This is a genomic window from Roseateles sp. GW835-FHT13E02, from assembly GCF_058794035.1.
This window is the reverse complement of sequence record NZ_JBXAGJ010000009.1, coordinates 1-13,285: the sequence shown is the minus strand read 5'-3', so window position 1 is coordinate 13,285 and position 13,285 is coordinate 1. Positions and strand designations below refer to the sequence as shown.

The 13,285-nt window shown below is 61.9% G+C and carries 8 protein-coding genes and 3 tRNA genes; 7 read left to right on the top strand and 4 right to left on the bottom strand.

Annotated elements, in window-relative coordinates:
* Nucleotides 1-486 (bottom strand): GNAT family N-acetyltransferase, encoded by a 486-nt coding sequence (locus tag AC1Q6P_RS10480; RefSeq protein ID WP_171829033.1) that lies wholly within the window; start codon nucleotides 484-486, stop codon nucleotides 1-3.
* A gap of 472 nt (nucleotides 487-958) precedes the next feature.
* Between AC1Q6P_RS10480 and AC1Q6P_RS10475 the strand changes: the two genes are divergently transcribed.
* A complete protein-coding gene (locus AC1Q6P_RS10475; RefSeq protein ID WP_492665154.1) occupies nucleotides 959-2,482 on the top strand; it encodes a tryptophan halogenase family protein in 1,524 nt (507 codons plus the stop codon).
* A 114-nt stretch (nucleotides 2,483-2,596) separates the two neighbouring features.
* On the opposite strand, the gene AC1Q6P_RS10470 is transcribed toward AC1Q6P_RS10475, so the two are convergent.
* Nucleotides 2,597-5,263, bottom strand: coding sequence for a TonB-dependent receptor (locus AC1Q6P_RS10470; protein ID WP_492665153.1), 2,667 nt, complete (start codon nucleotides 5,261-5,263; stop codon nucleotides 2,597-2,599).
* Between the two features lie 280 nt (nucleotides 5,264-5,543).
* Here AC1Q6P_RS10470 and AC1Q6P_RS10465 point away from each other — a divergent pair, with 280 nt between their 5' ends.
* Together AC1Q6P_RS10465 and AC1Q6P_RS10460 are read left to right on the top strand one after the other, a co-directional pair.
* Complete coding sequence (locus AC1Q6P_RS10465; RefSeq protein WP_492665152.1) at nucleotides 5,544-6,494, top strand: cupin-like domain-containing protein; 951 nt, start codon at nucleotides 5,544-5,546, stop codon at nucleotides 6,492-6,494.
* A 12-nt stretch (nucleotides 6,495-6,506) separates the two neighbouring features.
* Nucleotides 6,507-7,535, top strand: a complete 1,029-nt coding sequence (locus AC1Q6P_RS10460; protein WP_492665151.1) for a cupin-like domain-containing protein — start codon at nucleotides 6,507-6,509, stop codon at nucleotides 7,533-7,535.
* A gap of 23 nt (nucleotides 7,536-7,558) precedes the next feature.
* Here AC1Q6P_RS10460 and AC1Q6P_RS10455 read toward each other — a convergent pair whose 3' ends face one another.
* The gene (locus AC1Q6P_RS10455; protein ID WP_492665150.1) at nucleotides 7,559-9,169 is read right to left on the bottom strand and encodes a tryptophan halogenase family protein; all 1,611 of its coding nucleotides are present in this window, start codon (nucleotides 9,167-9,169) and stop codon (nucleotides 7,559-7,561) included.
* A 107-nt stretch (nucleotides 9,170-9,276) separates the two neighbouring features.
* On the bottom strand, nucleotides 9,277-12,069 hold the full coding sequence (locus tag AC1Q6P_RS10450; RefSeq protein ID WP_492665149.1) for a TonB-dependent receptor: 2,793 nt from the start codon (nucleotides 12,067-12,069) through the stop codon (nucleotides 9,277-9,279).
* A gap of 668 nt (nucleotides 12,070-12,737) precedes the next feature.
* Here AC1Q6P_RS10450 and AC1Q6P_RS10445 point away from each other — a divergent pair.
* The 4 genes from AC1Q6P_RS10445 to AC1Q6P_RS10430 form a co-directional block, all read left to right on the top strand.
* Nucleotides 12,738-12,823, top strand: a tRNA-Tyr gene (locus AC1Q6P_RS10445).
* A 76-nt stretch (nucleotides 12,824-12,899) separates the two neighbouring features.
* Nucleotides 12,900-12,973 (top strand) — tRNA-Gly (locus tag AC1Q6P_RS10440).
* An 85-nt stretch (nucleotides 12,974-13,058) separates the two neighbouring features.
* Nucleotides 13,059-13,133: transfer RNA gene (locus AC1Q6P_RS10435), tRNA-Thr, on the top strand.
* A 48-nt stretch (nucleotides 13,134-13,181) separates the two neighbouring features.
* On the top strand, nucleotides 13,182-13,285 hold a 104-nt coding region (locus AC1Q6P_RS10430), incomplete at its 3' end, for a GTP-binding protein (protein ID WP_310388397.1).

Below are 13,285 nucleotides of genomic sequence, written 5' to 3'. Positions count from 1 at the left end.
TCAACTGTCGGCGCCGAGCAGCCGGCTGGTGTAGATGCCCGGCGTGGACCCCGGGATTTCAACCGCCTTGAAGTAGCGGCGCTGCAGCGGGGCGAAGTCGGGGCGTATGCCGCCGAGCACGGCGTAGGCATGGCCGTCGTCAGCCATTGCATGGAAGACGCAATTGCTCAGCGCATGGCAGAGCTGGGTGCCGCGCAGATCGGGGTGCAGGCCGATGGGGCCGGCAAAGCCGCGGCAAGTCACCTCGTAGGCCGCGAAGCCGACGATCTGCCCTTCGCGAATGGCCAGGAAAAGGCTGATCGGGTCACGCGCAAAGGCGGCACTGATCTCGTCGGCCCAGCCGCGGCTGAAATGCTGTCTGACCCAGTCCAGCACCTGGCTCTTTTCATAGGAACGGGCGCGGCGCAGGTCCAGCGCCAACTCGTCCAGGCAAGGCTGATAGCGCCCGCGCGAAGGCAGGTCGTAAAGCCGAATCAACATGTCCATGGCATCCCTCCGGCACCGCCGGTGGCTGGGCCGTCGGTCTGCGCCGACAGGGCTCGTTGGGCCACCAGCAACACTTCTGCTCTGTCCGGTGCCTTGGCAATGGCCAGGCCCGGAGGCTTACGAAACCGGCCGTACAGCTGTCCAGTTAGGAGATGAAATGTATACCAATGTAAGTCCAATTTATTCAGTGAAACCTCGGGGCTCAGCCCCTGCTCCGGCGGAGTTCGGCGGCGTGCTCGACGGCTGAACGCCACCCTGCATCTGTCGTGCTTCTGCTCCGCACCGCTCCTGGGATGCGAGCCTGTTCCAGGCAGAACGATGGCGCTTGTCGGCGGCGCCGGCCTTGTGTCCGGTCGGGCATGTGAGCGGCCCCGAGGCGGGGTATTCCCACATGGCGACCAATAAAATACCAGTCACGATGGCAACCCTGGCCGACCCGCTCACGTCGGCTTGATTCCGAATCAACATGCCCATGAAGACCCAACGCATTGCCATCATCGGCGGCGGCACCGCCGGTTGGTTGGCTGCCAACCACCTCGGCCGCGAGTTGCACGCCGATCCTGAGGTTGAGATCACTGTGATCGAGTCCGAGGATGTGCCCATCATCGGGGTGGGCGAGGGCACGGTGCCTTCGATCAAGGCGGCGCTGCGCCGATTTGGCATCTCCGAGGCGGAGCTGTTGTTGTCTTGCGAGACCACCTTCAAGACCGGCATCAAGTTCCAGGGCTGGTTGGATGCGGGCCGGCATGGCCCCGAGAACTTCTACTACCACCCGTTCGCGACACCGTTCCCTGGTGGTGTGGACATCGCTCCGTGGTGGGTGCAACAGGGCCATGAGGCGCCAGCCTTCCACCATGTGTCCATGAGTGCGGGGCTGTCCGAGGCCGGACGCTGCCCCAAGCGGGTCGAATCGGGCGCCTACGAGGGGGAGGTTGACTATGCCTACCACGTCAACGCGCATCAATTCGCCAAGCTGCTGGCGCGCAATGCGCAGCAACGCTTTGGCGTCAAGCATCGCATGGCGACGGTGCTGGGCGCCGAGCGCCAGCCAAATGGCGACATCGGAGCCCTGAGAACAAAGAATGGCGAGCGATGGGCCTTTGACTTCTATGTCGATTGCAGTGGGTTTGCTTCATTGCTGACCCAGCAGGTGTTGAAAGTGCCCTTTGTCGACAAGTCTCACCAGGTCATGACCGATACGGCGCTGGTGCAGCAAGTCCCTTTCGAGCCCGGTGCAGCGATTCCACCCTACACCCTGGCGCGCGCCCATGAAGCGGGCTGGATCTGGGACATTCCGGTGACCGAGCGGCGCGGCACGGGCTTTGTCTATGCCAGCAGTTGCATGAGCGAGGATGCCGCCGTCCAGGCGTTTGCCCGCTACCTGGGACGTCCGCTTCAAGGCTTCGAGCCACGCAAGATCGCGATGAAGATCGGCTTCAGGCAGGAGTTCTGGACGCACAACTGCGTGGCCTTGGGCTTGGCGCAAGGCTTTGTCGAGCCACTGGAGGCCACGTCCATCCTGTTGACCGATTTCAGTGCCAACCTGCTGGCCAAGAATTTCCCGCGCCAGCTTGGTGATGCCGGCGCCTTGCGGGGGCATTTCAATGCAGCGACCCGGTATGCCTGGGAGCGCGTGATCGATTTTGTGCAGCTGCACTACCACCTCTCGGATCGCGAGGATTCCGAGTTCTGGCGTGCGCAGCGATGCCCGACCCATCTCTCGGCCGTGCTGAGGGAGCGGCTTGCCAAATGGCGCTTGCTGCCGCCCCATTCCACCGACTTTTCAAGCCGGTTTGAGCTGTTCAATGTCGAGAACTTCCTGTACGTGCTCTACGGCATGCACTTCGCGACACAAGGCTTCCCGATCTCCGACTTGGAGCGGCAGGATGGTGCCGAACAGCTGGCGCAGATCCACGCCCATACCCGGCAACTGCTCAAGACCTTGCCATCGCATGAGGACTGGCTGCGGGGCCTGCGTCGCGCGGCGGGACGCTAGTCTTTGCTGGAGGCGCCCGGCGATCGCGGGCGGGCCAAACAGCCGTTCCAGAGCGACTGCAAGACGAAAAAAAGGCCCGGCATTGCCGGGCCTGAATGCCGGGGCGAGCGGGTCTTAGAACTTCACGCTCAGACCGAGGCGGTAGCTTGTTTCACCCATGAAGGACCAAGCGGGATAGCCGAGCTTCATGTTCGACTTCACGTTCTTGTTGTCCACTGCGGCGACGCCGTACTGCACATCGTCTTGCTTCAGCAGGTTGACGGCTTCAAACGTCAGGCGCAGCGACTTGTTGATGTTCCAGCCGGCGCTGAAATCCAAGGAACCGTAGGGATCGTGCATGCGGTAGTTGTAGTAGCCGCTTTCACGAATCATGTACTTGGAGCGCCAGTTGTAGGCCAGACGCGCAGAGTAATCCGCAGTTTCATAGAACCCGACCAGGTTCATGTTGTGCTTGGAAGAATCCGTGAACACCGTCAGCTCATCGGGATAGCTGTTGGCAGGTGCCTTGGCATCTGAATAGGTGTAGCTGCCAGCAAAGCCGAAGCCATTGGCGAAGCTGTGGTTGAGCTGCAGTTCCAGGCCGTTGATCTTCGCGCCGCCGCCGGTGACATAGGTCGTGGTCGTCCAGCTGTCGACCTTGCTGAGCGGATCCACCACGTTCAGCTTCTGGTCGCGCTTGACGATGGCCGTGCCAAAGTTGTCGATGCTCTTATGGAACAGGGTGGCCGCGACCATATTGCCGCGCCCGTAGTAGTACTCGATGCCCAAGTCAAACTGCTTCGACGATTGCGGCTTCAAAGCCACGGAGCCGTAGAACATGTTCTCGTTGCCCGCACGATCGTCGTCATAGCCAGCCTGCTTGACAAGCATCCGGTCGAAGTTGGGGCGTGTAATGGCCTTGGCCGCTGCAACACGCAGGATCGTGTTGCGATCAAGGTTGTAGGCCGCATTCAGGCTCGGCAGCCAGTCGCTGTAGCTGGCCTTCTCCTCGCTGATGTTCTTGCTCCAGCCCGAGTTGTTCGGGATGTCATCGGGCTGCGGTTTGCCATCAAACACATAGGCACGGCCCGTCACATTCGTGTGGATGTAGCGCAGGCCGAAGTTGCCGCGCCAGCCGGCTTTCTCGAACTCGAACATGCCGTAGGCCGCCGTGTTCTTTTCCTCGATCTGGCCGAAACTCGAGCGCTGCTGGGTCCAACCCGCAGTATTGGCTGTGTAGATCGCCTCCATTGCATCGAGGTTTGCACCGGGGAAGGACCAGCCATTGGTGCCCATCTTGATGGTGCCGTTGCCGTAGAGATCGCTCACATTGCCGGGCGTCTTCGTGGCTTTCCATCCGGTCGCGCGAATGCCGTCTTGCTCGTACTTGTGGTGTGTGGCGCGCAGGCCTGCCTTGAATGAGGTCAGGCCGTTCCAATCGAGATCAAACGTGCCATCGACCTGGGCGAAGCGCTCTTTGTCCGAGTTCGGCTGCTGCAGGTCCCGTGCCCAGCCGGTGGGCAGCACTTGCTTGGGCAGATTGGACAGAGAGACATCCATCGAGCTGGCCGGAGAGATGACAACTTCTTTGCCGGTAGCATCGATCGTGCCCTTGAACTTGGGCAGGTTGGGGGTGCCGAAGCCGTCGTCCCACCAGCCGAACCCGTAGTTCATGGTGTGGCTGGTGCCACCCTTGGCCTTGGTTTCACCCGCCAGCGCATCCAGCTTGAAGCCGTCGGCCTTGAAGCTGCCGTTCAGGACCAGGCTGTCCGAGCTCATCTTGCCGCGGCGAGCCCAGGTCTGCATGAAGGTGTTGATCGGGCTGGTCTTGCCGTTCATGCCGTAGTCGCCGGCCACGCACAGGCCCGCAGCGTTCTTCTGCGTGCAGTTCGACACCTGGCCCGGGTCTTCGTTCAGGCCGAAGAACAGGTAGTGGTTGCTGTTCAGGTTGTCACCGGTGAGCTCCAGGTTCAGATAGTTCAGGCCGAGCTCGATGTTGTCGCTGGGCTTGGCCTGCAGCGTCACGTTCACAGCATTGCGCTTGCGGTCCTGAACGAAAGTGGCAGGAGCCACGTCGCCAGCCCAGCTGTTGTCCGACTCGATACCGCGGCGAACGTACTCACTCTTCTCCATCGCCCCGGCCACCAGCACACCGAAGGTCTTGGCTTCGTTGCGCCAGCTGTACAAGCCAGCCACATCCTTGGAGAGGTCCGTGCTGACCGTACCCTTGCCGAGCTTGACGCCACCGAACACCGAGTTCGGCTTGAGGTCCAGAGGCTTGCGCGTCTTGACGATCACGGTTCCGCCAATGCCACCTTCGGTCAAGTCGGCCTGGGAAGACTTGTAGACCTCCATGCCGCCAATCAGCTCGGAAGGCAGCAACGAGTAGTTGAATGAACGATCCACGGTCGCTTGGTCATACCAACCCGTCGATGCGACGGTCTGGCCATTGAGCGTGGTGTAGGTCATCTGCGGGTCCGACCCCCGGATTGACACCGAAGCGCCCTGGCCGAAGGCTCGTCCCACCGAAACACCCGGCAGCCGGCCCAGCGACTGGCCAACGTCGGAGTCGGGCAATTTGCCCACATCTTCGGCCGACACCGCGTCCACCACGGCGCTGGCGTTCTTCTTGATGTTGACGGCGGATTCCAGCGAGGCGCGGATGCCGGTGACCACCACCTTCTCCAGCTGACTGGAGTCCGTGGCCTTGGTGGCGTCGGCCTGCTGCGCTTGCACGGCCAGCGCCGTGCTCAGCAGTGTCAGAGCCACCGCAGTGGCGATCGGCGTGTGCTTGACCTTCATGAATGCTCCTTGGTGTGGCCGGCGTCGGAAACGGTCCGGCATGTTTTGTGGGTGAGGACCGGGGCCTGCGATGGCCGGATGGACTGGTTCGATCTCGGCTGCCCAAAAACGAACAACCAATGAAATACCAATGCGCAAAATGTATGGTGCCACTATGCTACCAATTAAGGGCCCGTGCTTACCCTGTTGTTGCATCCTCGCGATCTGAGTCTTGGAGGCGCACTAGGATCATCAAACCGGGCGGTGGCCTGTTTTTTCCGCATTGCGTCGAGGGGCATGGATGAAGTCAGTGGAGGTTTGCACGGCTCAGGACGAGCCAGTGCTGCGCGAGCGTTTGGAGGCTCGGCGTACACCGTTGGTTCTCAGGGGTTTGGTCGCCCAATGGCCGGCCGTGCATCGAGGCCGCGAAGGCGAGACGGCCATTTGCGACTACCTCGGCCAGTTTGATCGGGGGCATTTGGTGGTCGCCACAAAGACCCGCGCCGCTGCACGTGGGGTGATGGGCTACAACGAAAGCCTGACTGACTTTTCTTTCGTCAAAGCTCGCATGAGCTTGGGGGAGTTCATCGCCAACTTGAAGGCTTTTCTGCCGGTGCATGGGGCCCCCGCGATCGCGGCACAGTGCGCCAAGGTCAGTGAGGTGATCCCGGGTTTCAGCGAGGAAAACCGATTGCAGGCCTTGCCCGGTGTGGTGCCCAATTTTTGGTTGGGCAATGCGCTCACCGTGCCGGTGCACCACGACCATCCTTACAACGTGGCTTGTGTGGTGGCCGGGCGTCGGCGCTTCACCCTGTTCGCACCTGAACAGGTGAGCAATCTCTACATCGGCCCCTTGGAGCACACCCCATCGGGTGCGCCCATCTCGGTCGTTCACCCCCAATCGCCGGATCTGACGCGCTATCCGCGCTACCGCGAGGCGCTGGCTTCGGCCTCTGTGGCTGAACTGGAGCCCGGTGATGCGCTGTACATACCTCCGCTGTGGTACCACCAGGTCGAAGCGTTGGAGAAGGTCAATTTGTTGATCAATTATTGGTGGCCGGTGCAGGGGCAGCCGCAATTGCCCAGTCCGGCTGCCACGCTGATGCAGGCGATCCAGGTGCTGAATGCGCTGCCTGCCGCGCAACGCGAGGCCTGGGCGGCCCTGTTCAATCACTATGTGGTGCAGCGCGAGCTTGATCCCAGTGCGCATATTCCTGAGCCCTGGCGTGGTGCGCTGGCCCGGCGATCCTGAGACCGAACGAGGATGAGTTCAATGCAAGCGATGAAGGAGTTAGGCAGCATCAGCCGCACGCAGTTCGAGCGCGAGGTGCTGCCAGCCTATGAGCCGGTGGTCTTGCGCGGTGTGGCCGCGCATTGGCCCCTGGTGCAGCAGGGGCGGGCGGGGCTTGAGCCCTGTCTGCGCTATTTGATGGGCTTTGACCAAGGCAAGCCGGTCGATGCCTTGCTGGCCAAGCCCGAGCCTGTGCGCGCCTTTGGCTACCGGCCAGAGCTGGACGGCTTCAATTTCATGCATGACAAGCGGCCGCTTGCCACCCTGTTCGAGCAGCTGTGGCGCTACAGCCATTTTCCGGATCCGCCGAGCCTGGCCGTGCAGAGTGTGGCGGTGGCGGAGGCTTTGCCAGGGCTGGCGCAGGCCAACGAGCTTGCGTTGCTGGATGCGGCGCTCGCGCCCCCACGGATCTGGATTGGCAACCGTGCCACTGTGCCTGCGCATTTCGATGACTCGCACAATGTGGCCTGTGTCGCGGCAGGCCGGCGCCGCTTCACTCTTTTGCCGCCGCAATGCGCGCCCTTGCTCTATATGGGCCCGCCCGATCATGCGCCGACGCAGGCGCCGATGTCGGTGGTTCGTGACTTGTACCAGGCCGATCCGGCAAGCTTCCCGCTGGTTCAGCAAGCACTGGAGCAGGCTCAGGTGGCCGAGCTGGAACCCGGCGATGCGATCTACATTCCGCCACTCTGGTTCCATCAGGTCGAAGCCTTGGCACCGCAGCTCAACATCCTGATGAACTACTGGTGGCGGCCGGCCCCTGCGCCGGGCCGCAAGGATGATCTGCATCTGCCAGCGATGCGTTTGTCCATGCTTGCCTTTCGCCACCTGCCGGCCGCGGAACGCCAGGCCTGGCTGGCGCTGTTCGCGCACTATGTCTTTGGCGCCGAAGCGGAGGCGCTGGCCCATATCCCGGAACCGCAGCGTCATCTGTTCGGCCGCATCGATGCCGGTACCGAGGCGAGGCTCCGCAAAGAGCTGGCGGACTTTCTGAAGGTCTGAGGTGCTCTTGCGGCTTGCGGCCGCTACCAGAGGTAGAGCTGCAAGGTCTTGTCGCCCACGCGCGGCGGGATGTTGGCCAGCAGCTCGCGATGGTCCGGAAAGTTCAGGCTGCTGCGTGCAACAAAGTCGTCCACCGCATCGAGGCGATGCCGTCCTTCATGCGCACTGGGCGGGCGCAGGTCTTCAGCTTCGGGAAAGATGCCCATGCCAGCCAGCAGTGCGTACCAGGAGACGATGGGGTAGCCGTGTCCGCAGCGCCCTGCTTTCAGCGCTGCAGCCAGAGGTTTGCGCGCCATCCAGGTCATCAGCACAGTCTGCAGTGATTCCGACAGGTTCATGTTTGCAGCGTTGGCGCGCCAGTAGTCCGTGTCGCTGCGGGAGTTGGTCTTGTAGTGAGCGACGATGTAGTCCCGCGTGTTCTCAAAGCGAGAGGCCATCCCCTCGTTGAACTTGTGCTGTGCGGCCGGGCCGACATCGCCCTGTTCCAGGGCTTCCACCAGCATGGATGCGGTGCGTTGCACGAACAGCAGCGCGGTGGCTTCGAGCGGTTCGATGAAGCCTTGAGACAAGCCCACGGCCACGCAGTTGCGATTCCATTGCTGGGCCATACGGCCGACGCGCATCTTGAGGTGCCGGGCCGGTGTGTCGGCGTCCAGCAAACCCAGGTGCCGACGCAATTCGGTCTCGGCCTCGTCGGCGGAGCAATGTGCGCTGCTGTAGACATAGCCATTGCCATATCGGTTGGTCAGTGGAATCTTCCAGGCCCAGCCATGACGTAAGGCGGTCGACATGGTCTGCGACTCGATCGGCCCCTGCAACTCGGTCGGCATGGCGATGGCCGCATCGTTGAAGAGATTTTCTGCGTAGGAAATGAAGGGTGTCTGCAGCGCCTGGCCGATCAGCAGCGACGCGAAGCCGCTGCAGTCGACGAAGAAATCGGCCTCCACCGACTGCTCGCCATCGAGTTGCAGGCGGGCGATGTCACCGTGCTCGTTGAGTTGCACCTGTGTGACATGGCGCTGCACATGCCGAACTCCGCGCTCCACGGCCTTGCGCCCGAGGAACTGCCCCAGCAGGGTCGCGTCGAAGTGATAGCCGTACCAGATGTCAAAGGGAAAGCTGTGTTGGGCTCGCGGCCCACGGCCCTGACGGGCCAGCGCCGCAGCGACAAAGAAGCGGTCAGGGTGGGCGTGCACATCGGCACCTTCCAGCCGGGCGTGCACGTTGTCGACGAACTGATGCATGGTCATGTTGTCCAGCATCGACGCGAAGGGGTGGAAATAGCGCTCGAAGCCCGGCTTGGTGGACCAGTTCTGAAAAGTGATGCCACTTTTGTAGGTGGCGTTGCAGGCGGGCATCCACTCTGATTCTTCAATGCCCAGACCGTCGAAGAAACCGCGCAGCCAGGGCGTCGACCCTTCGCCCACACCGATGATGCCCACCTGCGGTGACTCGACCACGGTCACTTGCAAGCGCGGCCCATAGGCCGTACTGGCGAGCATCAAGGCCGTCATCCAGCCCGCTGTTCCGCCGCCGACCACACAGACGTGGCGAACCGGTGGCGGTGCGTCCGTGGTGCCGCCCGCCGGGCGTGCATTTAGTTGTTGGTTGAAAACGGTGGCAGTGTCGGCCATGAGCAAGTCGCCAGTAAAAAGGGGAGCGTGATGAACACGCCCCCCCTTGATTGTGGTTCAACCTGGGCACTGCGGAAGCCCGAAGGCATCGCGAGCGCCCTGGTGCATCAGTACTTGATGCGTGCGGTCAGGTAGAACTGGCGGCCATTCTTGTAGATGGCGCGCGGCTGAGACTCAAAGTCACCGAAGTACTTCAGGGTCGGGTCGTTCAAGTTCTGTGCGTCCAGGCTCAGCGCAAAGTTGTCGTTGAACTTGTAGCCCAGCGAGGCCGACAGGACGCCGCCGCCTTGTTGGTAGTAACGGCTGCCACGGTCACGTCCGAGGTAGTTGTTGGACGAGTAGCCGTAGTTCACGCGGGCCGAGAAGTTGTCGTTCTCGAAGTAAGCACCCAGATTGGCCGAGTGCTTGACCGATCCGCGCAGGTCCTTGCCGTCTTCATCGTGCGCGTCAGCATAGGTATAGCTGCCGCTGACGCCGAAGTTCTGGAAGACCGGGGTTTCAAACGCGAACTCCAGGCCCGTGACGCTGGCCTTCTTGTTGATCTGGGTTTGCAGATCGAACTGGGCCGTCACGAACGTGCCGGGTGGCACCACGGGGCCGCCCACGGTCTGACGCAGGTCGGTGGTGTATGTGCCGCGCTTGACGCCTTCGGTGATGTAGCTGCCCAGATGCATGTGGAAGGCGCCCATCGAAACGAAGGCGCGCGGTGCGAAGTACCACTCCACATTGGCGTCAAAGTTCGTCGAACGGATCGGATCCAGATCCGGGTTGCCGGCGCTGCCGGTGCCGATCGTCTTGCCGGTCGCATCGGTGTAGCCACCCAGGTTGCGAGCAGCCGAGAGCGCCGTGTAGTCCGGGCGAGTCAGGGTACGCGACAGGGCCAGACGAGCCACGACCTTCGGCGTCACGTCGATGCGGACGCTTGCGCTCGGGAGCAGGTCGGTGTAGCTGTGCTTGTTGTATTCCTGATAGGCGCCGCCTTCGGCGTACCAGGGCGAAGCTGCCCAGCCCGGCTTGGTCTTGTCGGCGGTGGGCACCCAGATCAGAGTCGTGGTCTTGGTGTTCACCACGCGCAGGCCCACATTGCCGCTCCAGCCTTCACCTTCCAAGTTGCCCTGCACGAAAGCGGACTTGACGGATTCCTTGACGGAGTATTCGGCGTCCAGGCGACGACGGGTTTCGGGGTTGCGGTTGGCATACTTCGCGCCCCAGGCCGCCATCGCTTCAGCCGAGGGGAAGCGGATGTTGGTCGGGAAGCCGCTGCCCAGACCCGAGCCGAAGTTGCTCGGGTAGGCGCCGGTGTACTCGCTGTCCTTGATGGGGTTCTTGCCGGCGTCCGGGCCCGGGCCTTGGCCGACGATGGGGCCATCGGTGTAGCGCTTGTGCTCGGCACCACGCAGACCGAAGGAGAGGCTGCGCAGCATGCCTGCGTCCAGCGCGTACTCACCGTCCACTTGGGCCCAGGTTTCCTTGTCTTGAACGACGACGTTCTGGTCACCGAACACCCAGTCCATCGGGTAGGTCACACCGTCCACAGCCGGGGCTTGCGTGATGCTGAAGGAGGGAGCCGAGCTGCCACCATTCAGCTTGAAGCTGGAGGCGGTGCCCATGATGGCGCCTTCAAACACGTCCTGGCGCAGGGTCTTGCCCTTGCCGTTGGAGGTGCCCACATTGCCCTTGAACTTCAGCGCGTCATTGACCTTCCAAGAGCCGTCCAGGCTCACGAAACCGGTCTCGGCCGACGCCTTGCGCGAGATCAGGTCATACGCACCAATCTCAATCGGCTTGGTGAAGGTGTAGCTGGCGCTGGTCAGGATCTTGGTGGTGGGATCCACCGTGATGTTGGAGATGGTGCCTTCACGGCCCGCTTCCGTGCGGCCGAGCGACCACCAGTTGGACAGCAGGTAGTTGCGGTTGTAGTTGTCCGCATCCATCTTGGACGAGAAGCCGGTCAGGGTCAGGTCGATGTCCTTGGTCGGCTTGATCTGGGCGCTGATCAGGCCGCCCTTGCGCTCACGCTCTTGCGTGAAGTAGGCGGAGCCCATCAAGTTGGGGAAGGTCGCGCCCTTCAATTGCGGGTGGGCGGCGATCAAGGCGTCGCCATTGCCCAGGTCGGTGAAGGGCTGCAGCGCGATCAAGCCGTCATGGGCCAGGGTTTCGACGCCGTCACGACGCAGCGAACGCTTTTCGTTGAAAACTTGCACCAAGACGCCGAAGGTCTTCTGATCGTTCTTGTAGTTCAGCAGGGCGCTCAGCTGCGGGTCGGTCTTCTTGGGCAGGTCGGCATGCACGGCACCGACGCTGGCTTCAAAGGTCAGGGCCTTGGCGAAGTCCAGCGGCTTGCGGGTGATGATGTTGACCGAGCCGGCCGTTCCGCCTTCGGTGTCGGAGGCCTGGGCGCTCTTGTGGACTTCCACGCGGCTCACCAGCTCGGAGGGCAGCAGCGAATAGCTGACGCTGCGGCCGACGCCGGAGCCGGTCTGGTCCAGAACAAACCAGTCGCCGTTTGCCACGGCGTGGCCGTTCAGCAGGGTTTGAGTCAGGCTGGGGTTGGTGCCGCGCAGACCCACACGATCACGCTCGTCAAAGCCGCCCGAACCACCCGAAGGGCTGTTCAGAATGGTCACGCCAGGCACGCGGGCCAGCGAGTCGGCGACGTTCTTGTCCGGCATCTTGCCGATGTCTTCGGCCGAGATGACATCCACGTGGGTGTCGGCATTGCGCTTGACGCTCAGAGACTTCTCTTGCGAAGCACGAATACCCGTCACGACCACTTGCTCAAGCTGATTGGCTTCAGGCTTGGCCGGCTTGGTTTCTGCGGTTTGAGCCTGCGCTGCCAGCGTCACGCTCAGCAAGGTGAGCGAAACCGCTGCCGCGATCGGCTTTTGTTTGACCTTCATAACTGCTCCTCGATATGGCCGGTATGGATGAGTCGGCCTGTTAAGACGCGGAACCGGCAGCAGACCAATCTGCAAATTGGTCTGAGCCTGGTGCCTCCTTTGACGTACGAATGCAACCAATGCCATGCCACTATACGACCCGCTAGTGCCACTTTGCTACCACTTTTCGGTTCGTGTTTTCCCTGCTGTGGCGAGCGTGCCACCATGTTTTTTGGTACTTGCTCATGCCGCCCGTGCTGAGTCGAGAGGAGTGGGGTGAAACTGGCGCTGCGGACCACTGTCACGCAATCTTGGTAGCACATTGGTATTGCTGGGCGGGCGGCGTGCCTTGTGCTGGAACAGGGCTGGCTATGGGCTTGGGCTTGCGTGAAACGCCTGCGTGTGTGGAGCCTGTCTTCGGTCGTGAATCTTTCGCTCGTGAATCTGCTTGGCTTCAGTTGATGGGGGGCTGTTGCGGAGGCCGGTGCGGAGAAGTGTGTCCAAAAGAGCCGGCTGCGACCAACGGTCCTTTGTTCAGGGTGTTCGCCACCGGCAAACCCCCTGGGGTCTGGGGCGTTTCGGGATGGGTGTCTGGGTGCGCCCAAGCGCTCGCGGCCATGGCCCTGAAAGATTTTCAGAAAATTTGTTGGCGCAGGAAAAATGCTGTGCTACAGTAGCGGGCTTGCCTCGGAGGGGTGGCCGAGTGGTTAAAGGCAGCAGACTGTAAATCTGCCCGCTTACGCGTACGCTGGTTCGAATCCAGCCTCCTCCACCAAGGCAAACGCTTTTCTTGATTCGAGCTGTCGGCTGGTCCGGCAGCTCGATCCCAAGTCAAGTGGCAAGGCTCCCGGGCGGGAGTAGTTCAATGGTAGAACCTTAGCCTTCCAAGCTAATGACACGGGTTCGATTCCCGTTTCCCGCTCCAGAGTTGGGTGAGAAGCGAAGCAGTGTCAGTTTGTGTCGTCACGGGTTTGTGGTTCTCTGCAAGCAGCCTGCAAACCCGTGCCGATGCCCATGTGGCTCAGTGGTAGAGCACTCCCTTGGTAAGGGAGAGGTCACGCGTTCGATCCGCGTCATGGGCACCACCTCTTTTCTTCTTCTAGTCTGATCGAGTCCTTCTCAGGAGCGCAGAAATGGCAAAAAGCAAGTTTGAACGCACTAAGCCGCACGTCAACGTCGGCACCATCGGTCACGTGGACCATGGCAAGACGACCCTGACGGCTGCGATCGCGACCGT